At 46.9% G+C, this 23,136-nt stretch carries 21 protein-coding genes and 2 pseudogenes; 3 read left to right on the forward strand and 20 right to left on the reverse strand.

Translation table 11 applies throughout. From position 1 onward, the window contains the following. Positions 1-4: 4 nt before the first annotated feature. The 3 genes and pseudogenes from GRQ40_RS17345 to GRQ40_RS17355 form a co-directional block, all read right to left on the reverse strand. Complete coding sequence (locus tag GRQ40_RS17345) at positions 5-451, reverse strand: VanZ family protein (protein WP_159720570.1); 447 nt, start codon at positions 449-451, stop codon at positions 5-7. 210 nt (positions 452-661) lie between these two features. Next, a pseudogene (locus tag GRQ40_RS17350) lies at positions 662-887 on the reverse strand (UTRA domain-containing protein); the annotation flags it as partial. Positions 888-922: 35 nt separating this feature from the next. Then, positions 923-1,057, reverse strand: a pseudogene (locus GRQ40_RS17355) (type I phosphomannose isomerase catalytic subunit); the annotation flags it as partial. A gap of 432 nt (positions 1,058-1,489) precedes the next feature. Between GRQ40_RS17355 and GRQ40_RS17360 the strand changes: the two are divergent. Beyond that, positions 1,490-2,170, forward strand: coding sequence for a DNA alkylation repair protein (locus GRQ40_RS17360; RefSeq protein WP_159720572.1), 681 nt, complete (start codon positions 1,490-1,492; stop codon positions 2,168-2,170). A 50-nt stretch (positions 2,171-2,220) separates the two neighbouring features. On the opposite strand, the gene GRQ40_RS17365 is transcribed toward GRQ40_RS17360, so the two are convergent. The 14 genes from GRQ40_RS17365 to GRQ40_RS17430 form a co-directional block, all read right to left on the reverse strand. After that, a complete protein-coding gene (locus tag GRQ40_RS17365; RefSeq protein WP_159720574.1) occupies positions 2,221-3,528 on the reverse strand; it encodes an EAL domain-containing protein in 1,308 nt (435 codons plus the stop codon). Positions 3,529-3,881: 353 nt separating this feature from the next. Further along, complete coding sequence (rbsB, locus tag GRQ40_RS17370) at positions 3,882-4,814, reverse strand: ribose ABC transporter substrate-binding protein RbsB (protein ID WP_080859615.1); 933 nt, start codon at positions 4,812-4,814, stop codon at positions 3,882-3,884. A gap of 41 nt (positions 4,815-4,855) precedes the next feature. Then, positions 4,856-5,821, reverse strand: coding sequence for a ribose ABC transporter permease (rbsC, locus tag GRQ40_RS17375; RefSeq protein WP_159720576.1), 966 nt, complete (start codon positions 5,819-5,821; stop codon positions 4,856-4,858). After that, complete coding sequence (locus GRQ40_RS17380) at positions 5,821-7,296, reverse strand: sugar ABC transporter ATP-binding protein (protein WP_159720981.1); 1,476 nt, start codon at positions 7,294-7,296, stop codon at positions 5,821-5,823. Before GRQ40_RS17380 ends, rbsC begins: the two co-directional genes overlap by 1 nt. A 50-nt stretch (positions 7,297-7,346) precedes the next feature. Then, positions 7,347-7,742 (reverse strand): D-ribose pyranase, encoded by a 396-nt coding sequence (rbsD, locus tag GRQ40_RS17385; protein WP_044741589.1) that lies wholly within the window; start codon positions 7,740-7,742, stop codon positions 7,347-7,349. Then, a complete protein-coding gene (gene rbsK, locus GRQ40_RS17390; protein ID WP_159720578.1) occupies positions 7,739-8,635 on the reverse strand; it encodes a ribokinase in 897 nt (298 codons plus the stop codon). The genes rbsD and rbsK overlap by 4 nt, the downstream gene beginning before the upstream one ends. Continuing rightward, on the reverse strand, positions 8,632-9,621 hold the full coding sequence (locus tag GRQ40_RS17395) for a LacI family DNA-binding transcriptional regulator (protein WP_066150528.1): 990 nt from the start codon (positions 9,619-9,621) through the stop codon (positions 8,632-8,634). The genes rbsK and GRQ40_RS17395 overlap by 4 nt, the downstream gene beginning before the upstream one ends. A gap of 256 nt (positions 9,622-9,877) precedes the next feature. Then, complete coding sequence (manA, locus tag GRQ40_RS17400; protein ID WP_080859600.1) at positions 9,878-10,825, reverse strand: mannose-6-phosphate isomerase, class I; 948 nt, start codon at positions 10,823-10,825, stop codon at positions 9,878-9,880. 20 nt (positions 10,826-10,845) lie between these two features. Further along, positions 10,846-12,069, reverse strand: coding sequence for an MFS transporter (locus GRQ40_RS17405; RefSeq protein WP_159720580.1), 1,224 nt, complete (start codon positions 12,067-12,069; stop codon positions 10,846-10,848). A gap of 73 nt (positions 12,070-12,142) precedes the next feature. Beyond that, the gene (locus GRQ40_RS17410; protein ID WP_159720582.1) at positions 12,143-13,090 is read right to left on the reverse strand and encodes an MTP-1 family protein; all 948 of its coding nucleotides are present in this window, start codon (positions 13,088-13,090) and stop codon (positions 12,143-12,145) included. A gap of 255 nt (positions 13,091-13,345) precedes the next feature. Continuing rightward, positions 13,346-14,176 (reverse strand): carbohydrate ABC transporter permease, encoded by an 831-nt coding sequence (locus GRQ40_RS17415; protein ID WP_159720584.1) that lies wholly within the window; start codon positions 14,174-14,176, stop codon positions 13,346-13,348. After that, positions 14,163-15,041, reverse strand: coding sequence for a carbohydrate ABC transporter permease (locus GRQ40_RS17420; protein ID WP_159720586.1), 879 nt, complete (start codon positions 15,039-15,041; stop codon positions 14,163-14,165). Before GRQ40_RS17420 ends, GRQ40_RS17415 begins: the two co-directional genes overlap by 14 nt. Next, a complete protein-coding gene (locus GRQ40_RS17425; RefSeq protein ID WP_159720588.1) occupies positions 15,042-16,370 on the reverse strand; it encodes an ABC transporter substrate-binding protein in 1,329 nt (442 codons plus the stop codon). A gap of 98 nt (positions 16,371-16,468) precedes the next feature. Further along, the gene (locus GRQ40_RS17430) at positions 16,469-17,536 is read right to left on the reverse strand and encodes a BtaManbiosPhlase (RefSeq protein ID WP_159720590.1); all 1,068 of its coding nucleotides are present in this window, start codon (positions 17,534-17,536) and stop codon (positions 16,469-16,471) included. A gap of 774 nt (positions 17,537-18,310) precedes the next feature. On the opposite strand from GRQ40_RS17430, the gene GRQ40_RS17435 reads away from it, so the two are divergent. Then, complete coding sequence (locus GRQ40_RS17435) at positions 18,311-19,345, forward strand: substrate-binding domain-containing protein (protein ID WP_066150554.1); 1,035 nt, start codon at positions 18,311-18,313, stop codon at positions 19,343-19,345. 181 nt (positions 19,346-19,526) lie between these two features. Here the strand turns inward: GRQ40_RS17435 and GRQ40_RS17440 are convergent, their stop codons facing one another. Continuing rightward, positions 19,527-20,384 carry a Cof-type HAD-IIB family hydrolase gene (locus GRQ40_RS17440; RefSeq protein ID WP_159720592.1) on the reverse strand — a complete coding sequence of 286 codons (858 nt, stop codon included), beginning with the start codon at positions 20,382-20,384 and terminating at the stop codon, positions 19,527-19,529. A gap of 507 nt (positions 20,385-20,891) precedes the next feature. Here GRQ40_RS17440 and GRQ40_RS17445 point away from each other — a divergent pair. Beyond that, positions 20,892-21,956 (forward strand): LLM class flavin-dependent oxidoreductase, encoded by a 1,065-nt coding sequence (locus tag GRQ40_RS17445; RefSeq protein WP_159720594.1) that lies wholly within the window; start codon positions 20,892-20,894, stop codon positions 21,954-21,956. A 243-nt stretch (positions 21,957-22,199) separates the two neighbouring features. On the opposite strand, the gene GRQ40_RS17450 is transcribed toward GRQ40_RS17445, so the two are convergent. Both GRQ40_RS17450 and fabZ read right to left on the reverse strand, forming a co-directional pair. Beyond that, the gene (locus GRQ40_RS17450) at positions 22,200-22,547 is read right to left on the reverse strand and encodes a hypothetical protein (RefSeq protein WP_066150565.1); all 348 of its coding nucleotides are present in this window, start codon (positions 22,545-22,547) and stop codon (positions 22,200-22,202) included. 97 nt (positions 22,548-22,644) lie between these two features. Beyond that, on the reverse strand, positions 22,645-23,082 hold the full coding sequence (gene fabZ, locus GRQ40_RS17455; RefSeq protein ID WP_080859589.1) for a 3-hydroxyacyl-ACP dehydratase FabZ: 438 nt from the start codon (positions 23,080-23,082) through the stop codon (positions 22,645-22,647). Positions 23,083-23,136 lie beyond the last annotated feature (54 nt).

Raw genomic sequence — 23,136 nt, forward strand, 5'->3', positions numbered from 1 at the left:
CATTTTAAGAAATTTTTCGCTTGAGGCGCGCTGGCTTCCTCCGTTGTTGCCACATCCATACAAGGCATAAGGCGACGAGCGCGCCGCAGGCATCAATCACGACATCCGAAAATAGCGCCGTCCTCCCCGGTTCAAACGACTGATGCCACTCATCTGTCGCCGCATAAACGGCCGCAAAGCTCCACGCCCACACATAGGCCCACCGCTTCGGATACAGCGCTTGAAAAACCAGTACAGCCAAAATCCCAAAAGCAGACAAATGAGCAAACTTACGGATGACAAAATTCAAGGGAGAAGCGGCTCCCTCCCCTTCCTCCCATCCTTCGTGGCCGATCCATTTTTGAAGGATGTGCGCCGTATTTTCCCCTGTAAAATAGGAAGCCTCGCTAAAACAATAAATCACCAAACACCATATGCCAACTAAGCTCCACCAAACCCACTTGCGAACCATTGCTTTCTCCTCTATTTTTATAATTATTATAATTTGATATTGATTATCACAAAAATATTGTTATACTAAATGTATACGGCGATAAGCGAAAGGAGGAAAAAAATGAAACAAACGATTTGTCCGAAATGCCAGAAGCCGTCTCGCCGCCTCAAGCATTCTCTTTTATGCGGATGCGGTTTTAAGCTCATTCGTTCCAAAGGATAACGCTTGCTATTTATTACGGCGGATATTGACCGTTGTAAACACGAACTTGTCATAGCGATGTCTGGAAAAAGAATATTCAAATGGAACACCATTATTTAGAAAACCAACCTGCTCGACCTCTAAAATCGGATCATCCGGCGCGCAGTGCAAATACGTTTGATCCAGCTCCGTTGGCTTTGACGCGCGAATTTTCCTAATGACAGCCGGCGATCGTTAGTCCGAGCCCATGTGTAAATGGAAGCGTGCAACACATCCTCGTGTGAACTACGGATGAAAGGAAATCGCCCAGCATTCGCCCGTTCGATCAGAAGGAATGCGATAGCCGAACCGGTCAGCTAATGCCGTTCCTCCCCAAATCCGCTCTTGAAACATCGGCTCCAAGAACAATGGCTCTTGATTCATTCTGTCTCCCCCTTCGTTTTGTCTTATTGTTCCGTCCCCCCTTGCTTCGAGACGGCAGAACCCTCAATGTACATGTTAAAGCATCAACCATCACTTTACAAATCATTCGTCACCTTTTTAACGTACTCCACCCAAATCCGGCTGCACCTGGGCCAACCCAACAAGAACAGAAAGGCTGAACAAACGAGCAACAGGCTTGCGGCGAAACATTCTCTGAAGCGAATCGGTACACTTGGGGCAATGCATCATCTGGCTCCGTTCGGACGAAGCTGCTTATGCGACAGGGACAACACGCATGATCGATAGAGGAGATGTGCTATGGTCGCGGCGAACAATGTCAGCCCAGCGGCCGTTCGTGTCTAACCCTCTTCCTTGTTCTCACTCGATCTGCTATTCTATTTTTACAAAACGAACGAAAGAGGGATTAAGCGAATGACACATCCATATGCTCACCGCCTCGCGCAATGGCTGCGAGCCCATCGCCATGAAGCGAATGCTGGACCGATGAAACAATATATGCGCAACCAATTTGAATTTCTCGGAATCAAAACCCCAGAGCGCCGCGCGTTGCTAAAAGAGTTTCTCGCGCAGCACGGCCTTCCGCCGCGCACTGAGCTGGCAGACATCGTCATTAAACTTTGGGAATGGCCGGAGCGTGAATTGCAATATTGCGCACTTGCTTTGCTGGAAAAAGAAAAGAGAAGTCTCTCAAAAACGGATTTAGAATTCATAGAGAAGCTCATTACAAACAAACCTTGGTGGGACACCGTTGATATGCTTGCGGCCAATATCGTCGGACCGCTTTTCAAAAACGAACCAGAGTGTATTCCCGTCTACACAGAACGATGGATGCAGTCCAATCATATGTGGCTGCAGCGAACAGCCATTTTGTTTCAATTAAGATATAAAGAAGAGACCGATGAAGCTTTGCTTTACCAGCTTATCCGCCAATGCCGGCAGTCATCGGAATTCTTTATTCAAAAAGCGATCGGCTGGGCGCTGCGCGAATATTCCAAGACCCATCCGGCAAGCGTCCAGCGGTTCGTGGAAAACGAAACATTGGCGCCGTTAAGTAAACGAGAAGCATTAAAGGTGATTCAACGCCGCCGCTAATACAGCCGGCAAATAAACGAGCGGATCACGATCAAAACGTGATCCGCTCGTTATGATGGGCATGTCTGCGGGTCATCCTCCGCCAAAGGTTGGTCTACTAGCTTCCACGTTCGCAGCGTCTCATGAGCAATGGGACGCAAATGCGGATGCGGCCGTCCCAGCCAATAGCCTTGGCCAAACGGGATGCCGAGCTTGGTGACCACTTGGAGCTCTTCCTGCGTTTCAATTCCTTCGACAATGAGATGACAGCCTATTTTCCGGGCAAATCCAGCAAGGGTTTCCAGTAAAATGGCCTTGACTGAATGGCCATCAACCTTATGAATAATCGAACGATCGATTTTAATATAGTCCGGACGCAACTCAGCAATCGCCTGAAGGGAAGAATAGCCCGCTCCGGCATCATCAATGGCGATGCGATATCCTTGCTTGCGGTAGTGGCTGAGCACTTTTTTAAAGGAGGCATAATCATCAATCGATTGACGTTCGGTAATCTCAAATACAACTTGCTGCGGCGTAAGCCCTCTTTTTTTCAGAAACGCCAGCGTCTGTCCAGGGGTGAACTGCGGATCATGAATGACATTGGCATTTAAATTAATAAAAAGCTTCCAATTCGGATCGCTCGCGGAAAATCCTTCAATCGCTTTTTGCCGTGCCAGTTTCTCCAGCGCATACAGTTGGTTCTCTTTTTCAGCAAATTCCCATAAACGATGGGGCGTTGCAAAATAGCTTGTCTGCGGTCCGCGCGCCAATGCCTCGTACCCATAAATCTTTTTGTCAAGCAGTGATACAATCGGCTGGTAGTGTGCCGTAAGATGCTGACCGGCCAAAATGTGGCGAAATTCCGTTTGCAGCTTTTGCTGCTCAGCATTTGTTGCCTTTTTTGCCTCGCTTACCGCTTTTTTAACCGCCTCGTACAACAAATGCTCCAGCGCTTTTTCAGCACCTGAATCAAGCAACGATACGCCCACATAAAAATCAACGGGCTCAGCCCATTTCGCTTGATGAGCCATGCTTGTTTTGAATCGCTGATATATATTATGCGCCAAACAGCGTAAATGAGCCTCCCCTGCTCCACTCTCCATACGAATCAATACCAGCAGATCATCCCCAAACATGCGGTGGGCGCATATGCCAAACGGTTCTTCGTTCTCTAAGTTTGTCATGATTTGTTTGACTGCCGCCAACAGCTTTTGGCACGCTTCCTTTCCATACTTCTGTTCCATTTGGCTGCAATTTTTTATATCTAAATAAATCAGTCCCAATGAATATTCAGAGATGAAATGCGCTGCCTTATCCACGATATTCTCGCGGTTTAAGCTGTCGGTAAGCAGCAGCACCGATGCAAGCTGGTCGTCCATGTTCGGGACTCCTTTCAACACACCAAACTATTCATGCGCAGAACAGTATAGCACACTAATATAACCGGAGCGTGAAGGCTTTGTAAAGGTTTCATGAATCTCATGTTTCAATCATGATGAAGACAGGAAAGATTTCTTAGTAAGTAACTCTTCTGAAAAATGGAAATTTCAATAGCCGGCTACATTTCTTGCCATTCCTCCACCATCTGTCAAAACAGACGATCGCTCTCCCATTCTATTGACAAAACTTTGTTAGCTATTGCATAAAATCGCCAGCCTTCCCTTTTCCAATCATAATGAAAAAAGAGAGAGCGTTTCGATGGATCGCTCTCTCCCTATTGATTGCAACGTGATTATTCGCCTTTCACTAGTTCTAGCGGTACCGGAATAAAGGATTCTACTTTTTCGCCTTTCGATACTTTGAGGGCTGTTTGTACGGCTTGTTCGCCAATCATTTCCGGCTTTTGCGCTACCGTCGCCGCCATTTTTCCATCTTTGACGGCCTTCACAGCATCTTCTGTGGCGTCAAAGCCGACGACCCATACATCTTTCATGCCGTGCGCTTCCAGTGCTTCTAACGCTCCAAGCGCCATTTCGTCATTATGGGCAAAGACGGCTTTGATATCTTTATGGCTTTGCAAAATGTTTTCCATTACGGATAATCCTTTGGCGCGATCAAAGTCAGCCGCTTGTTTGGCGATTACTTTGATATTGGCAGCGCCGTCAATGGCCTGATGGAAGCCTTCTCCGCGTTCACGAGCCGCTGATGAGCCAGGGATTCCTTCCAGTTCGACGATATTGCCGCCATCCTTTAATTTTTCAATTAAAAATTCTCCAGCCATTTTCCCGCCTGCTACGTTATCGGAAGCGATATGTGAGGCCACCTTGCCGCCTTCCGCGCTGCGGTCGACTGTGATGACCGGAATGTTCGCTTGATTCGCCGACTCAATAGCCGATGTTACCGCGCTGGAGTCGGTCGGATTGATTAAAAGGACATCGACACCTTGTTGAATTAAATCTTCAATATCGTTGATTTGCTTTGCCGAATCATTTTGTGCATCCGCAACCGTTAATTCGATATTGGCTTCTTTCGCCGCTTTTTCCGCGCCTTCCTTTAACGTCACGAAAAACGGGTTGTTTAAGGTAGAAATCGATAAACCAACTTTTAGCTTGCCTTCTTTCTTATCCTCGGATTTGCTGCCTGTATCGCCATTGTCTAAAGAGCAGCCCGCTGCTACCCCAACCGCTAAGAGGAGCACTAGCAGCATACTGAAAAATTTCTTCATCATTTCCCCCACTCCTTTGTTTTTCTTTCATTTCATCTATATCAAACTTCTTTGCGGCGGTCTAAAATCACCGCAAGAAGAATGACCGCACCTTTAATTAATTGCTGATAAAACGACGAGACATTTAAGAGATTGAGACCGTTATTTAACACACCAATAATCAGCGCGCCAATGAGCGTTCCAAAAATCCAACCGCGGCCGCCCGATAGGCTTGTACCGCCGAGCACCACCGCAGCAATCGCATCGAGCTCGTACGATGTTCCAGCGGTTGGCTGCGCCGAGTTGAGGCGCGAGGTTAAAATAAGTCCCGCAAGCGCTGATAAACCGCCCGTCAACGAATAAATCCAAATTTTCAAGCGGTCGACGCGAATGCCTGATATGCGCGTCGCCTCCTCATTTCCACCAACGGCATACGTATGGCGGCCGAAGGTTGTTTTTTTCAACACAAAATATAGTGCCGCATAAATGACAAGCATCAAAATAATCGGAACCGGAATTCCTAGAAAATAACCGCGGCCAAGCATTTGGAACGACACTTGATCCGAAAATCCGGTAATCGGGCGCCCTTCCGTATAAACGAGCGTCGCCCCGCGGAACACCGTCATGGTCGCCAATGTCGCAATAAATGGCGCGACACGCCCTTTTGTAATAATGATTCCATTTAGCGCCCCCATCACGAGACCAGCCGCAATCCCGACGGCAATGGCAACAGTCCCATTGACTCCATCTACCATCAAACCGGCAGCAAGCGCACTGGAAAGCGCCAGTACAGAACCAACTGATAAATCAATGCCGCCTGTTAAAATGACAAACGTCATTCCAAAAGCAATCAATGCATTAATGGATACTTGACGAAAAATATTTAGCCAATTGTCTACTGTTAAGAAATGATCGCTTAATAGCGACAACACGATACATAACAAGATAAAGCCGATGAGCGGTCCCAGCTTTTTCATTTCCAAGCGCCAAGCTGCTCCAGTCTGTGCGAGTTTATCCGGATGCTGCATTATTCATTCCCTCCCGTCGCCGCGCGCATAATCGTTTCTTGATCGATCTGTTCATTGTCGAAAATGGCACTGACCTTTCCTTCATGCACCACCATAATCCGGTCACTCATCCCTAGAATCTCTGGCAATTCAGAGGACACCATCACGATGGCCACACCTTGTGCCGTCAGCTCGTTCATAATCTCATAAATCTCCTTTTTGGCCCCTACATCCACCCCGCGAGTCGGTTCATCTAAAATCAGAATGCGCGGATTCATCATGAGCCATTTCCCAAATACCACCTTTTGTTGATTTCCTCCGCTTAGCGCTTTCACTTCCAGTTCAGCAGAAGCGGTTTTAATGTTTAAGCGGGCAATCAGCGACTGGACAAGCTCCGCTTCTTGTTTTGCGCGAATGATTCCCGCCGATGCTAGCTTTTCGGATGTCGGCAGTGTTAAATTTTCGCGAACGCTCATACTGAGCACAAGCCCTTTCATTTTCCGGTCCTCGGTAATAAAAGCCATTCCGTGTTCAATCGCCTGCCGCGGCGAGCCAAGCTTGACGGGCTGGCGATCAATATAAACGGCTCCTTCATCGACTTTGCGGATGCCAAAAAGCGCCTCCATTATTTCCGTGCGGCCGGCTCCCATTAAACCGGCGACACCTAAAATTTCTCCCGATCTCACAGAGAAGGAAACGTTATGAAACACGCCTTTTTGCGTCAGATTTTCCACCCGAAGCACTTCGTCGCCGATTGGCGCTGTTCGCTTTGGAAAACGCTCTCCGATTTGCCTGCCGACCATCATATGGACGATGTCATCGAAGTTGGTTTCAGCGATGGATTTCGTTCCGATCATTCTTCCATCCCGCAACACGGAAATTCGTTCGCAAATGGTGAAAATTTCCTCCATCCGGTGAGAAATATAAATAATGGCCACACCTTGCTGTTTCAGCGTTCGAATCACAGTAAACAAGGTTTGAATTTCCCGATCTGTCAGGGCGGCGGTCGGTTCGTCCATAATCAGACATTTGGCATCGGTCGACAGCGCTCGAGCAATCTCAATAATTTGCTGTTTCCCCACCGACAGCTTTCCAGCGATTTCATTCGGAGCGATGTCAACGCCGAGCTTCTGCAAATAAACAGAGGCCTGGTTTTCCATTTCCTTGCGCCGAATAATGCCTGTCCGTCCAACCGTATGCTCCCGTCCTAAAAAAATATTTTCCGCTACCGTTAACGTAGGAATGACGCTCAATTCTTGATGAATAAACACAATCCCGTCGCGTTCGGCCTCTTTCGGATGGCGATAATGCACGTCTGTTCCATTGACGGCAATGGTCCCACCATCCTTTTCATACATCCCTGTTAAAATTTTCATTAACGTCGATTTCCCCGCTCCGTTCTCCCCCATCAAGGCATGCACTTCTCCAGAGCGAATCTCCAAATCGATTCCGTCTAAAACAAGATGATGATGAAACGATTTCCTAATTCCTTTCATTTGAATCAACGGTGCTGTCACGGTTCCTCTCCCCCTTTCCCAAACCGCCTTTAAAAATTCACTCCTGAATGAAGAATCATATTGGCATAAGGAGTCGCTTCTCCCGTACGGATGACCGCCTTGGCCGCATGAAGCATTTCTTTGAATTGTTCATGGGAAACAAAATGCTGCTCAACTCCTGAAAAGCGCTGCTGAATCGCCTCATACATATTCGGATTATGCGTTTTCATTTCTTCCGCTACGGTGATTGCTTCAATTTCCAATTCCGCTAAGAGCGGATCCAATACAGCTAAAAAGGATGGAACTCCCTTGACAATGGATAAATCAATGCGAATCACTTCATCCGGAATCGGCAGACCGCAATCGGCTATGACAATTGTATCCGTATGGCCAAGTGAAGCTAAAACCGTGCTCAGTTCTTTATTTAAAATACCGTCCTTTTTCATGATCCTTCTCCTTTCGCAGCCTCAAGCAATTGGATGACTTCTTTCTCTGTCGGCATTCCGCCCTGCGCCCCAAGCTTGGTGACGGATAAAGCAGCGGCAGCATTGCCAAAGCGGCACGCCTCCTCTAGTTCCATTCCTTTGCTCAAGGCGACTGCGAGCGCGCCATTAAACGTATCGCCAGCGCCCGTTGTATCGACGACTGGTACCCGGAAGCCCGGAACGATCATTTGCTTTCCGTTTTTAGTGATGGAAACACCGCGCGCGCCTTCTGTGACGACAAGCTTAGCGGCCCATTTCTCGCGGTCCTGTTCAGGAAAAATGATGCCGCATTCATGTTCATTCGGTGTCACTAGATCTATTTGCTCCAACAGCGCCGGCGGCAGGAGCTGTGCCGGCGCCGGATTTAAGATAACAAAAACGCCATGCTTTTTGGCCAAGGCAACGGCCCGCTCCACGACAGCAAGCGGAATCTCCAGCTGCAATAAACAAATATCGCTCTTGGCAATGACAGCTTCATGCTTCTCCAAGTCTTCGGGCTGCAGCGCATAATTCGCCCCGGGAACGACAATGATGCGATTGTCGCCATCCGACACCGTAATCATCGCCGTGCCTGTTTCCACATCTGTAACCGGTTTCACACCGTCGATAAAAATCCCCTCATTGTCAAGCTGGCGCTTTAGCACCTCGCCAAACGTGTCGCTGCCTACCGCGCCAATCATATGGACCTCCGCTCCAAGACGAGCAGCCGCCACCGCTTGATTGGCGCCTTTGCCGCCGGGGATGAGGTGAAACTTTTCTCCTAATACGGTTTCACCTTGCTCCGGAACACGTTTTGTCACCGTGACCAAATCCATATTTAAGCTCCCAATGACGGTAATCACTGGTTTTTTCATCTCGTTCCTCTCCTTTGCGTCGATTGCCTTTCCACCAGCTTCACAGGCAGCACATAATGAAGCTGTTCAAGCGGTTTAGCTTCAATTTTTTTCACTAAAATCCGGGCAGCGATCGCTCCCATCTCATAAATAGGCTGTGAGATCGTCGATAATTCGGGAGTCGTCATTTCCGTCAGCGGAATGCCGTCATACCCGATAATGGCCACATCCTCCGGCACCCGCAAACCGAGCTGTTGCACCGCCTTCAGTGCTCCCACTGCCATCGCGTCGTTTCCAGCAAAAATGCCGTCCATTTTATGTTCTTGCAGCGCTCGCAGCGTCGCCTCTTTTGCTTGTTTTAATTGATAGTTTCCTTGAATAATCAACTGTTCATTCCAAAGACCCAGCTCCTGCATTTCATCACGGTATCCGCGAAAGCGCTCCATCGCATTCACCACGTGGGTCGGCCCTTGAATGTGGGCGATTTTCCGGCAGCCGATGTCGTACAAATGCCTTGTTGCTAAACGCGCGCCACCGTAATTGTCAGCGATAACAGACGGAAATGAATGCATCGATGGCCGGTCGAGGACAACAACCGGAACCCCCAGCTCCAGCACCTCATCGCTTTCTAGCTGATTGGTCGTCAAAATAATGCCGTCCACATATTTTTGCTTTAAAATCCCGATGTATTGCTTTTCTTTTTCGCTTTTTTCATCAGAGTTGCACAAAATCACCGTGTAATCATAAATATTCATGACATCTTCAACGGCCCGAACAAGCTCTGGAAAAAACGGGTTAGAAATATCGGGAACGATGAGCCCAATCGTTTTCGATGTTTTTTTAAATAAGGTTCGTGCTACTTCGTTCGGTTTATAATTCAGTTGTTCAATCGCTTTTTTCACTCGTTTTTCAGTATCTTCGTTGACGTAACCGTTTTGATTCAGCACACGCGAAACGGTCGCCACCGATACACCTGCCAATTTAGCAACATCACGAATCGTTGCCATCCTGATTCTCTCCACCTTTATCTCTGTAACCGGTTACATACACTATAACAGAATTCGATTAAAAGAGGCAAGAGATTTTTTATATAAATATTACTCGTGTCGCCAGCTCCAATCGATTCACTTATGATTCCTGTACTGAACGGTATCTGTCATGTCAAAGCTCACATTCGATGAGCGGTCATACCAAAACGTAACCGCTCACCGAAGACGGAAGGAAAGTCCACCTTCCCTATTCACCTATTTAAGCATCTATATATTACGGTTGCGACGCAATGAGTTGGACATGTCCCGTGATTCGAAATGGGCCAAATTGATACGGTAACAGCAAGTGGTCTCCCTTTTGCAGCGGCCATTCTCCTTCTTCCGTGGCTATCGCTCCCGTCCCGGCCATTACGCTCAGCAGCAGAAACGGTTGAATTCGTTCCATTTCAAGCCGTGGATGCACCTCCCATTTTGAAACCGTAAAGTAGTCGCTCCGCACCCATGTCGTCACCGTCGCCCCCGCCATTTTGACCACGGTTGGCTCGATTGACTGCTGTACATGGGGCACCGTGATCACATCAAGCGCTTTTTCAACATGTAGCTCGCGCGGCTTGCCATCGCGATCACGACGTCCATAATCATACACGCGGTAGGTTGTATCCGAGTTTTGCTGCGTCTCTAAAATAAGCAAACCGGAGCATAGAGCGTGAACCGTGCCGCTTGGAACATAAAAAAAGTCCCCCGCCTTTACCTGTACACGCTGCAGCAGCTGATCCCACTGTTCCCTTTTCATCATATCGGCCAGCTCTTCCTTTGTTTTCGCTCGATGTCCGAAAATAATCTCGGCACCTTCTTCGCAATCGATGACATACCAGCATTCCGTTTTTCCCCATTCGCCCTTTTCATAGTTGGATGCATATTCATCATCAGGATGCACTTGCACAGATAAATCGTCATTGGCATCAATGATTTTGGTTAGTAAAGGGAAACGGTCACTGTCATAGTAGCCGAATAATTCGCGATGCTCCTGCCATAGCTGCCCGAGCGGCATTCCTGCCCATTCACCAGAACGTACCACGCTTTGTCCGTTTGGATGAGCCGAAATGGCCCAACACTCGCCTGTTCGTTCAGAAGGAATATCATATCCGTATACATCGCGCAATTTGGTTCCGCCCCAAATTCTTTCTTGGAAAACCGGACGGAAAAAGATCGGCTGTTTCATTCCTGCATCCTCCCTTTATTTTAAGTTAATGTCCTGCCCGCCTCTGTTTGATTTTTATGCCAAATCAAGTACAGCACAGGGATCATCGCCACATAAATCAATGGAAACAAGCTAAAGGATACCGGCAGCAGCTGGTCGAAATCGAGGTAATTCCGCATCATGAAAAAAATAAAGACTCCCGCCATTCTTCCGAGACCGAGCGGAATTTCCCTGACAGTAATATAGTCGAGCTGCATCTGCTTATAGCAAGGATCTTTTTCAATCGCTGCATAAATCAGCGCGTTCATCGTTGTATTCATCATGTTCAAGGCGATCGGTTTCATAAGCACGAACAACATCAGACTTAGCATCGTTGGCTGATAGGCCAAAAAGAGCGAACTGAGCCAAATGCCCAGCGTTCCGATTGTGTACACAAGCATCCGTTGATCTGGACGCGATCGGCGTGCGAGGATCACCAAAGAAACAATCGAAACAAGCTCTGACATCATTTGAAAAACCCCAAGCTTCCACTCTCCACCAGCCACCTGATACATCATCATGGAAATCAAAAATGTGACATATACTCCAGAAGCAATCCCGTCTCCCAGCATCACGAGATACATGCGCTTCCATTCCTTTGGGGCATGGAGCAGCACAGCCAGCAAACGGCTCTGCAGCTCGACAGGCCGCTCTGGAATACGCAGCGAGACGATGGCCGCCAAACCAAAAAAGACACAAGCCATAAAAAAGACAAGATAGTAACCGAGCATCTGATCAAACCAACTAATCACCGCACCTGAAACGAGAGGGCCGGCCACTCCGCCAATCGCCGCCACCAAGCCTTGCATGTATAAAAATCGGTCTCTTCCGCGATTTGTCGCCATATCCAAGTTGGCCATATGCATGCCAACAGAGAATAGACTGATCGCCAATCCCTGCAGCAACCCCAATAAAAGAAGGTGATGAATCAGCGCATCGCGAAGGACGAGCGCCAGCAAGTAAGAAAGAAAATAACCGGCAATGCCCCAGCGCATCGTTGCCATCGGGCTTGTTTTCCGCGCCAGCCATGCACAGAAATAAAAGCTGCATAAAATAAAGAGCGACGTATAGAAGCTATATTGGGCCAGCAGCGTAAAGGTGCGGTCCAGCCGCCATATAAAAATTTGCAGGAACATCCCTGACAGCGCATTGCCGAATGAAAATAATCCAGTCATCGCTAAGTAATATGTTGCCTCTGGCGATACATCACGCAGAAAACCTTTCATGGTTCATGACCTCTATTATTTTTTGTCAATATGAATCTACTCTTCTCAACCCTCTGTATGCACTAGCCCCTGTTTACTTAATCGTTTCATATTTGATAAATGGATCGGGGATCGTAATCTTTTGCGCCTCCGCGTCGCTGATGCCCGCGTATAAATCAGCGGTGCCATCCCCCTTACGGATCAAGCCGCCGCTGAACACGACGTCCTCCAGATCAGGCCGCTTAGCGGCTCCGGCCAAAAAGTGCGATCTTGCTGCAATCAATTCGATATCTGAATATTCCCCTGTCTCAGGATCAAGAGCAAATACCATCGGATAATAATGGCGGTTTCCTTCTTCATCAAAACAAGCAATATGGCCTAAAATACCCACCAGCCCATTCTCCAGCAAATGCGGCTCGTTCGCTCCGCCCCATTCTTCTTCTGCAAACTGTCCCTCTAAAAGCGGAGCTTCATGGATGACGTCGATGGTAAAATCATCAAGCGATGAAATGCGGGTAAATCCAATCTTGCCGCGGCCTCCCCTTGCTCCTTGCGGCCGCGTAATCACGCCAATGGATCCGTCTTGCAGTTCGATTAATCGCAAATCCTTCATTCCATCTGGACCTTTCGCAAACTCCCGCAGCTCGCGAATCGTCTTTCCCCTGTAAAATACCGTTCTCCATCCTAGCGCTCCTTCGACGACCGGATGCGGGAAAGTTTGCACTCCGCCAAAAATCAACTCACCGCCAATTTTCGTAAAGAAAGGATCTTGCAGCTGGAAAATCGGGGCTCCTTCCCGCGGCACCCACTCCCCATGGCGATTCACAAAAAAATACACTTCCGAGCGCTCGCTGTCACGAGGCTCCACCCGTCCGGCAATGACTTGCTCGCCATCCTCTTCAAATGGCGCAGAAATATTGTACACGTCGCGATCGCCGACACCTTTAAATATTAATTTTTCAGGATGAACGGGCTGCGGGCGATATTGAAATTCCTCCAATAGCATCGCGCAAGTTTTGACCTCTGTTTTTTTTAATTGCATAAAAATCCTCCTACACTTTTACTATCCATATCCAATAGGAAAAACCTACAACGGGAAGAATCCTGCGGCTTTCCTTTTCGTCACGCACCCACGTATCAAAGCTTGAAGCCACGCCGCATCCCATCCCATGGACGGTTCGATAAAGCGGCGTCGTTCGGCCACCCGACCGATGAAGAAAACGTCTCAAACTCTGGATTCACTTCTGCAACAGCCGCCTTTTTCCCTTGTGGCGTTCTTTTATATCAGTAGCTGCTTTTATTTCAGCACAAACTGCATTCCCTCTTTGAAATTTTTGCTAAAGATGATAAACAAAATTAAAATTGGCAGCGTCAGCAGCACAGAGGCCGCATACATTGGGCCAGGATATCCTCCATACGGGCCGAACATTTGCGCCAACAGCACATTGAGCGTCAGCATTTTTTCACTGTTCACCACTAACATATCCCATAATAGTTCAACCCATCTTTCCATAAAGAGAAACAGAAAAATAATCGTCGTAATCGACTTGGACATCGGCAAAATAATCCTGGTGATGATCTTCAGCTGTCCCGCCCCATCCATTTTAGCCGCTTCTATCAGCTCATCTGGTATGCCGCGGAAAAAGTTTGTATACATAAAAATCGCCCACAAATTGACAGCCTTCGGTAAAATCATCGCCCAATACGTATCGTACAATCCAAAATAACGAATAATTAAAAACAGAGGAATTAATAGAATAATCGCAGGATAAAACATTTGAAATAGAATCATATTATTAATCAAGCGGTTGCCTTTAAATTTCAGTTTGGCTAGAGAATACCCAACCAAAATCGCTGTGGTCAGCATAAGCAACGTAGAGGACATCGTCACAAGCAAACTATTAAAGAACGCACGCAGCCATGGCCGCGGTATGACGTTCTCTCCTCCCGTCAATAACCACTCGTACGAACGCAAGGTCAGCTTCGTTGGAATGATTTTACGGTCCACCTGTTCCCACGGGGCTAGCGAGCTCAATATCATATATAAGTAGGGAAAGACCATGATGATAAGCACTATGAACGCCAATGTATAAAGCAAGATTGTCTTGAATCGCTTATTCCCAACCATGCTTGGCACCCCACTTCTCTAAGATTTTGCGAAATACAAGAATAGAAGCAAAGGTCACAATGGAGTTGATAATGGCTACCGCTGTTCCATATCCGGCATTTAATTTTTCAAATGCCTGATTATAAATTTCTAGCTGCCACGTATGTGTTGAATAATCAGGGCCTCCGCCCGTTAATACATACGGTTCTGTAAAAATGCCAAACATAAGACCTACCGCTAAAATCGTCACTGTATAGAAGGAAGGATACAGCATCGGGATCGTAACATACCAGAACCGCTTCCAGCCAACCGCCCCATCCATTTCGGCTGCTTCATAAATTTCTTTTGGTATGCTCTCTAATCCAGATAAAAATAATAACGCATAATAGCCGACGAATTTCCAAGCCATCATGAGCGCAATCATAAGCGGAGCTAAAATGGGGGAGTCGAGCCAATTAATATCCATCCCTAAATGATTTCGGAAAAAAATATTCAATGGGCTGTTATAGGAAAGAACCCCTTTTACTACAATCGCTGAAGCCACTCCCGACGCTAAATAAGGAAGGAAATATCCCACCGAAAACAGCCCCTTCAATCGAGGCAACGAATGGATAATCAAAGCCAAAAAAAGCGCGCCGACAACTACAATAGGAACAAACATGAGCATAAACTTATATGTCGTCCAAAAAGCGGCTCTGACGCTTTGGCTAAAAAAAGCTTCGATAAAATTTTGAAGCCCGACCGTTTCATAATCTGGAGCAATTAAGTTCCAATTTGTAAAAGCTAAATAAAGCGCCCATATCAACGGAAACAAAAAGAAAATGAATGAATAGATAAGGTAGGGGCTGGCTAAAAGCCAACCCAGCCTTGCTGTCGTTTTGTTCATTTATTTTAACACCCCATCAATTGCCTTTTTCATGTCCTCCCATGCTTTCTCAGGAGTTTTTTGCCCTTTGATCACAGGTGTTAACGCTTCTTTTCCAATAAGCTCTTGGATTTCGACCGTTTTCTCATTATCAACTGGCGGAATGGCGTTCGGAATGTTTTCTGCATATTGCTTTAATTGCGGATTTTCCTCCAAATAAGAGACAAATGCCTCATTTGTGGACAAATCGTCGCGCGCAGGCGGTAAATTCGTTTGCTTGAACCAATCCAAATCATGCTTCACATCGGAATAAACCCAGCGAATAAAATCGAACGCCGCTTGCTGCTGTTCTTTCGTAGCCGAAGCATAAATTACAAGACCTTTTGTATCGGCAAATGTTTTCGCTTTGTTTGGATCGACATCATCAGGCACCGGAGGTAAGGACAAGGCATAATTTTGCTGGAATTTCATCTCTGGAAACTTTTCTGCCCAGTACGGGAATGTCCACGGCCCAAGGTCTACCATAATGGAGGTCGCATTTTCAAATGGATCGGTTGCTTCCCGCGTTAACAGTAAATCATTTTTCTGAAGCTCCTTAAAAAATTGCAGCGTTTTCACTCCTGCCTGATCGTCTACAACGAGTTGATTTCCCTTCATGAAGTTATTGCCATCAGAAGCGGCATTATATAACATAAAGAAGTCAAACCATCTCGCCCACCATGTTGGCTTCACTAAATCGGCCCGCGCCCACAAGAATTTATCAGGATATTTCTCTTTAAGTTTTTGGCCAACCTCCATTACCTCACTATACGTTTTCGGCGGCTCTTGATACCCAAGCTCCTTTAAAATATCCATTCTCCAGCCAAATAGCATGGCGTTCGAATAAATCGGCAACACATATTGATGCTGATCGGCGAACTCCCAGCTTGAAATCGTCGTTTTCATATTCCGTTGTTCAATCAGCTCATCAAATCCCTTTAATTCATCCAGCGGCACAATGGCCCGGCTCGCGGCCAGCTGGGCGGCAAATCCCCTTGAAATATTTTCAGAAACCGCCGGAGCATGCCCAGAGGCGATCGCTGATTGAATTCCCGCTTCAGATGAAGGGCTTTCCGGCATCGGCGACACTTTGATTTTCACATTCGGATGATCCTTCATATATTCATCTGCCATACTCTTCCAAAAAGCTTGCTGTGTCGGATTAGGTGCGGCCCAAAAATCGAATGTCACGGTTTGGCTCGATTTCCCTTCTTTCGTACCCGTGTCTTTGTCGGCATTTTGGCATCCGGCGCTGATCAGAGCGACCGTGAGCAATGCCGCTGCCATTTGGACAAAACCTTTCTTTTTCATGCGTATTCCCCCTTCAAAACTAAAATTTTATAATGGAAAAGACAACAAAAGAGTTGCCTTTTTCACCATGAATCCATTCGCGAGAATGAGAGACTTGATTACATGTAAACTAACTTTTCCATCATTTCGTTCAAGCTGAGCTCGACCCCCGCAATCGCTTCATCAGCCGCGCCATAATAAATGATCACTTTATCTCCTTCCAACAATGCCCCGCAAGTGAAGACCACATTGCCGAAAAACCCGTTTTTTTCGTAATCGGCTTGCGGCTCTAAAATCGGCTCCTCTGTTTTTGCAAGAATTTTAGTCGGATCATTCAGATCAAGAAGCAATGCCCCCAAACAATAGCGGTCATACCGATCCGCAGCATGATAGATTTCCAACCATCCCTTATCCGTCTTAAACGGAACGGCCCCTCCGCCAATTCGGCCATTATCCCAGCCGTTCTCGCTCAACCCCAACAAATACTGATGGTTTCCCCAGTACAGCAAATTATCCGATTCCGCAATCCAAATTTCCGGCCTGCCAATTCCTTTTGGTACCGGACGATGCAAGGCGTAATACTTTCCGTTAATTTTTTCAGGGAAAATCGCGACATCTTTATTTTCCGGATGAAGCATCAATCCTAATCGTTCATAAGTGACAAAGTCCTTTGTAGAGACGAGCCCGACGCCAATTCCTTCTGCCGATACCGCACTATATTGAATGTAATACGTATCGCCAATTTGCGTAACGCGCGGGTCTTCTACCCCCCATGCTTCCCGTTTGGTTTCCGGATAAATAAACGGCTTGTCATCAATCGTAAAATGACGCCCGTCTTTGCTGCGGGCAATGCGAATATACGATATCGATGTTAAATAAGCGACTCCGCGCGCAGAATCTTTATAGGCAATGACACGAGGATCAGAAAAATCAAATCGGGCATCCTGCTTATGCAGTTCAATCACCTTTAACTTCCCTTCGCCGTTTGAAAAATCAATGACGGGTGCTTTGACGAGCTGAGTGTCTTGGCTGATTGGTCGTTCGGCCACCCGAAGCAGCAGCAAAAATTCCCCATTGTATTTAGCGACTCCTGCATTAAATACCCCTATCACCTCATGATGATCGTGAAAAGGTTTCACATCTTTTGGGGTGATAAGCGGGTTTTCCGGAAAGCGATAAACATTCATACATCCATTCCTCCAAACTGATGATCTTTGATACACGGTCATAACAGCTTTTTCCTCTACCAAAGGCGACTGGGAAACACATTCATAACCCAAGAAAATGAAAGCGCTTAACAAACAGTGAAGAAATTATTTGTAACGTTACAAAACGATTTGTAATTGATTACTTTATTTTTGTAATCTTTCAATAAATTATTTCACCTTTTATTTTGCTCGTCAATACTTTTTTATGAATTTTACGAATGAACTTTTATTTTATATAATAGACTTTCTTACCATTACAAATAATATTGTAACGTTATTAATAATTATTGTAATGTTAGGTCATTTATGTTATTTTTTTATTTACAAACGACTCCTTTCCTTACTAGAGGACGATGACAAATTGCAGGATAGCTGTCAGCCGCTTTCCGGCTTATAATAATGAATGACAACCATCCCAGCCGTTTTCAATACATGTTGGTGAGCGATTATTTGATGAAAAACGTAGAATGACCTGAGGGAACACCAGCTTTTCCGCCTCTTCCCTCGAACAAGAGCGAGGGGGCCAAACCATCTGTCCGCAAAGCATTCATGGTTCGAGAAGAGCATGATGGATCAACATGTCCAGCGGATGGAACAGCTAAAAATCAAGCGATTTGAATGGAATCATTAATAGGCTCCTACACTTGGCGCTTGGTTTAAGTGAACAGGTCATGATTGATGCCCTCCCATCGCAGCAAGGTGAATGGCCCGCGTGTGTATCGCTAAACTGCAGAAAGATAGTAGGTGTGAAAAATGAAAAAGAAAGTTACGATGCAAGATATCGCAGATCGGTTAAACATATCGAAAAATTCTGTTTCGCAGGCGCTTCGAGGGAAAGATGGGGTCAGTGAAGAAACGCGCGAGCTTGTGATGCGCGTAGCGAAAGAAATGGGGTATCAATATCCTGACTCCCGAAAGCAAACCAGCCAAAAAAGGACGGGAAACATCGGGCTGATTGCCTCTGACCGCGCCTTTTCATTTAAAAATTTTTTTGGCGAAATTTATTTAAGCATTGAAAAAGAAGTATTAAAACGCGGCATGCATTTGCATATCCAATCGATTCATCAAGAACAAAAAAACCGGCTCATCCTGCCGGCGTTTATTGAAAACAAAACAGTCGATGGCGTTTTAATTCTTTCCCACATCAGCACAGACTATATCAACAAAGTGATTTCGACGGGCATTCCGACCGTTCTCGTCGATCACCATCATCCCAATATTCATGCCGATGCGGTACTCACGAACAATCGTTTTGGCGCCTATGTCGCCGTTCAGCATCTGATTGAATTAAACCATCGCGATATTGCGTTTGTCGGCGATATTGATTATTCGCCGAGCTATGAAGAACGGTACGAAGGATATTTGCTCGCGCTCAGAGATTATGGGATGGAACCGAATCCCGCGTTTCTTTTTACAGATGCCGAAGAAAAGGAAGAGACGATCCTCGGCTATATCCGCCAATTGAAGCAGCAGCCGACCGCATGGTTTTGCGTCAACGACGGACTCGGGTTTTTAGTCAATTCCGGCTTGAGACAGCAAGGGATTCTCGTTCCAGAGCAAGCATCCATATGCAGCTACGATAATGGACAATTATCAAAAATTTCAACTCCGAAAACAACAACGGTCGATATTGACCTAGAGCTTTACGGGAAACGGGCAGTCGAACAGCTTTTCTGGAGAATGGAGCATCCCCACGAACCATTCCAGGAGATGCTGCTTTCTTCCAAGCTGATTAAGCGGGAATCGACCGCTCCGGCTCCAAAGCAAATCGTGAATAAAAGCAGTTAATTTTTCAAAAAATCTCTGCCTTGAAACGGTATGTAGATAAAAGGTTTGCGGTCACAGACATTCACGTTCTGTGACCGCCATGCATCTCCCACTTTCGCAAATGCCGCTAAAAATAGGGCTTCCTGAGAAAAAAACAAACCAGGCCACTCAGCTTCGATCGCTGCAGCCCTGCCCAACACCCTTAGACATTTTGGAGCATTTCACGTATCGCATAAGCAACGCCGTGCTCGTTGTTAGTTTTAGTAACCCAGTGGCAGATGCGCTTCACTTCTTCTTCCGCATTGCCCATCGCCACGCTTCTCCCCGCTTTTTGCAGCATCGATAGATCGTTTAAATTGTCGCCAATCGCCACGACCTCGCTCATATCGATTCCCCGCTTTGCCGCCCATCTTTCAAGCGCGATCCCTTTTTGCGCATCGCGATGATTGATTTCAAGATTGTGATGGGCAGACGACGTAATACAAAACGCTTCACATGCTATAAATGTATGTTTAACATGGGCGAGCGCTTCTTGATCTAAGGAAAAAAGGAGAAGCTTATAGATGTCAATCCCGCGGTCCAACAATGGCTGAAAGTGATCCGTCCAACGCAGATACCCGGAAGCGATATAATCGGCAAACTGCCGCCTTACACGCTCCTCATCAGCCTGTTCGTTCGCGCTCTGAGCGATATCCAGCCGGATCTGCAACGATTTCTCCTTGCTTTTGGAATAAATGCCTTCATTCGTGCATACTTCCAAGTGGACGCCGTGCTCTTGGCATGCTTGATCGACTTCAAGAAACAACGAAGCATCAAGCGGGATACGCGTCAGCTGCCGTCCATCCTGGTCGCGGACATCAGCCCCATTCAAACAAATGATGGGAATGCGAAGATCCACTTCTCTTAACGGACCGCTGGCTGTATAATACGTGCGCCCCGTCGCAATGACCACCTCGATCCCTTGAGCTTGTGCCTGCTTGATCGCTGCCGCATTTTCAGCGGTTACCCTTCCTGCGCTGTTTAACAGCGTTCCATCCATATCAATCGCTATTAATTTCATCGTTTATTTTCCACGCCTTTCCTATCTTTTCGTTCATCCAATCTCACCAACAGAGGTCATTCATGATCTCATATAAGAATGCCGAGCCTTGCTTAGGCAAAAGCAGAAATCCAATTCTATCAAACCATCAGCCATGCTTCACGATACTCATGGTTGGCTGCCTACAGTTTATGGTGATGACCCCATTTTATCGCGTTTGGCTCAATCGTGCCAATCATGAGACTCCCGCAAGCCCATCAATGCTTCCAATCAAGCCATGAGAAGCGATGGAATGAGCGGCAAAAAAGAAAAATAACACAAGGGCAAAAGAAACGGTAACTGCTCTCCAACAATCATCTTCTAAATTTATAAAATCCCGCCACGTACGAACGAGTTAGGTTGTCTGGAAAACGCTTGGCAGACAAGGAGGAGGGATCAACCGCCTGCGATAAACAAGGTGATTGATTTGAGCTGAGACGTTTACTATGATAATGTCAAACTATACAGAACATAAGCGAGGGATAAAAAATGGAGATAGGTGTCACTACATTTGTTGAAACAACCCCGGATGTCCATACGGGCAAGACGATAAGCCATGCCGAACGGATCCGGGAAGTAATTGAGGAGATTACATTGGCTGATCAAGTCGGGCTTGATGTTTTCGGAGTGGGAGAACATCATCGGAAAGACTACGCCAGTTCGAGTCCAGCTACTATTTTAGCCGCAGCGGCCGCACTGACCAAGCGCATTCGCCTGACAAGCGCCGTCACCGTCCTGTCTTCTGATGATCCCGTTCGAGTCTTCCAGCAATTTTCAACCGTCGATGCGATTTCAAACGGACGGGCGGAAATCATGGCAGGACGGGGGTCTTTTATTGAATCTTTCCCGCTGTTTGGTTATGACTTAGAAGATTACCACGAGCTTTTCAACGAAAAGCTGGAGTTGCTGTTGAACATTCGCGAATCAGAAATAGTCTCCTGGAGCGGAAAATTTCGGCCAGCCATTCAACATCGAGGCGTTTATCCGCGCCCTGTGCAAAATCCGCTGCCTGTCTGGATTGCCAGCGGCGGAACACCGGAATCTGTCGCTCGCGCCGGCATGCTCGGTTTGCCGCTCGTTTTGGCCATTATCGGCGGCAGCCCGCTGCATTTTGCGCCACTTGTGAAGTTGTATAAGCGGACGGCGAAACAATATGGCCACGATCCGGCGAAATTAACGGTCGCTTCACACTCTCATGGGTTTATCGCGGAAAATACGGATATCGCTGCGGAAAAATTTTTCCCGTCCACCCAGTATGCCATGAATGTCATCGGAAGAGAACGCGGATGGGCTCCATACACTCGAGAGACATTTGATGTGGCCCGAAGACTGGAGGGGGCCTTATATGTGGGAGATCCGAAAACCGTAGCGGAAAAAATTATTTTTCTCCGCAAAAATGTGGGGATTACGCGTTTTATGCTCCACGTACCGGTTGGCTCCATGCCGCATGAAGATGTCATGAAAGCGATTGAATTGCTTGGAAAAGAAGTAGCGCCTATCGTTCGTGAGGAAATTGACCGCTGGGAAGCGGAACAAAAAGAAGAGACGATCTAAATCCAGCTATAGAGCAAATGACACCCGCCCATGCTCATGGTAGGCATGTAGCGATTGACCTTCCACACGCCAACATAAAAGCTCTGAACAGCACCGTTTTCAAACCCGCTTGCGGTTCTGTGAAGCGTGTTGTTTGTCTATCTGATCCATTGAGTTCATATTCTCACATGTTAAGTTACGTCAGCTGCTCGGCTGCTCCATCTCTTTCAACAAAAAAACCGCCCTGAGGAGGCGGTTTTTCGATTATTCATCTCGATTGTCTCTGTCGTTGGTATCCTGAGGGTCTTCAACAGCATCTTCTGGATCCGGAACGGTATCGTTCTCGTCATCGCCAGGTCCATTGTTTGTATCATCGCCAGGAGGCAATGGGTTGGTATCATGGTTCGGCACGTTGTTATCATGATCGACATCATCGTTTTGGTTGATGTCGTCTGCCGGATTCACATCTCGATCTTGGATATCGTTTGTCTCATTGTTGGCCGGTGGCGGAGGATTTTGCGTATCGTTGTCGCGGTTGGCATTACATCCTGTTGCGAGCGCCATGGCGACCAATACGCTAAACAGCCGAATAAGCAAAGCTTGTCTCTTCATCATTCTTTTCTCCTTTCTGTCGATCATTGATAAGTGTTTCAGACCCATCTTTGCTTATCTTATCCAGAAAGGAGAATTTCATGCATGAATGGTCGATTTACGCGTCTTTCTTTTCGCCAAGGGCAAAGGTGATTTCTGTCTCACAGACGATTTCTCCATCCACTGTTGCAATGCCGCGTCCTTTGCCGATGGCCCCTTTGCTGCGGATAATCTCGACTTCTAGGCGAAGCTGATCGCCCGGCTTGACCTGCTTTTTAAATCGGCAGCTGTCGATGCCGGCAAAAAAAGCGAGACGGCCGCGATTTTCTTCTTTCATCAGCAGCGCAACGGCTCCAACCTGCGCCAGCGCTTCGACAATAAGAACGCCCGGCATCACCGGATATTCAGGAAAATGGCCGACAAAAAAGTGCTCATTCGCACTGACATTTTTCAAACCGATGGCCCGCTTTCCTTCTTCAACCTCTAAAATTCGATCAATTAATAAAAAAGGGTAACGGTGCGGGATGATTTCTTGAATTTGCTGGATATCAAACATCTATATGCCTCCTTTGATTTTCTCTGCTCCTCGACATCTATAAAAACGCAGCAC

The organism is Anoxybacillus sp. PDR2, from assembly GCF_009834045.1.
GTDB classification, from domain to species: domain Bacteria; phylum Bacillota; class Bacilli; order Bacillales; family Anoxybacillaceae; genus Anoxybacteroides; species Anoxybacteroides rupiense.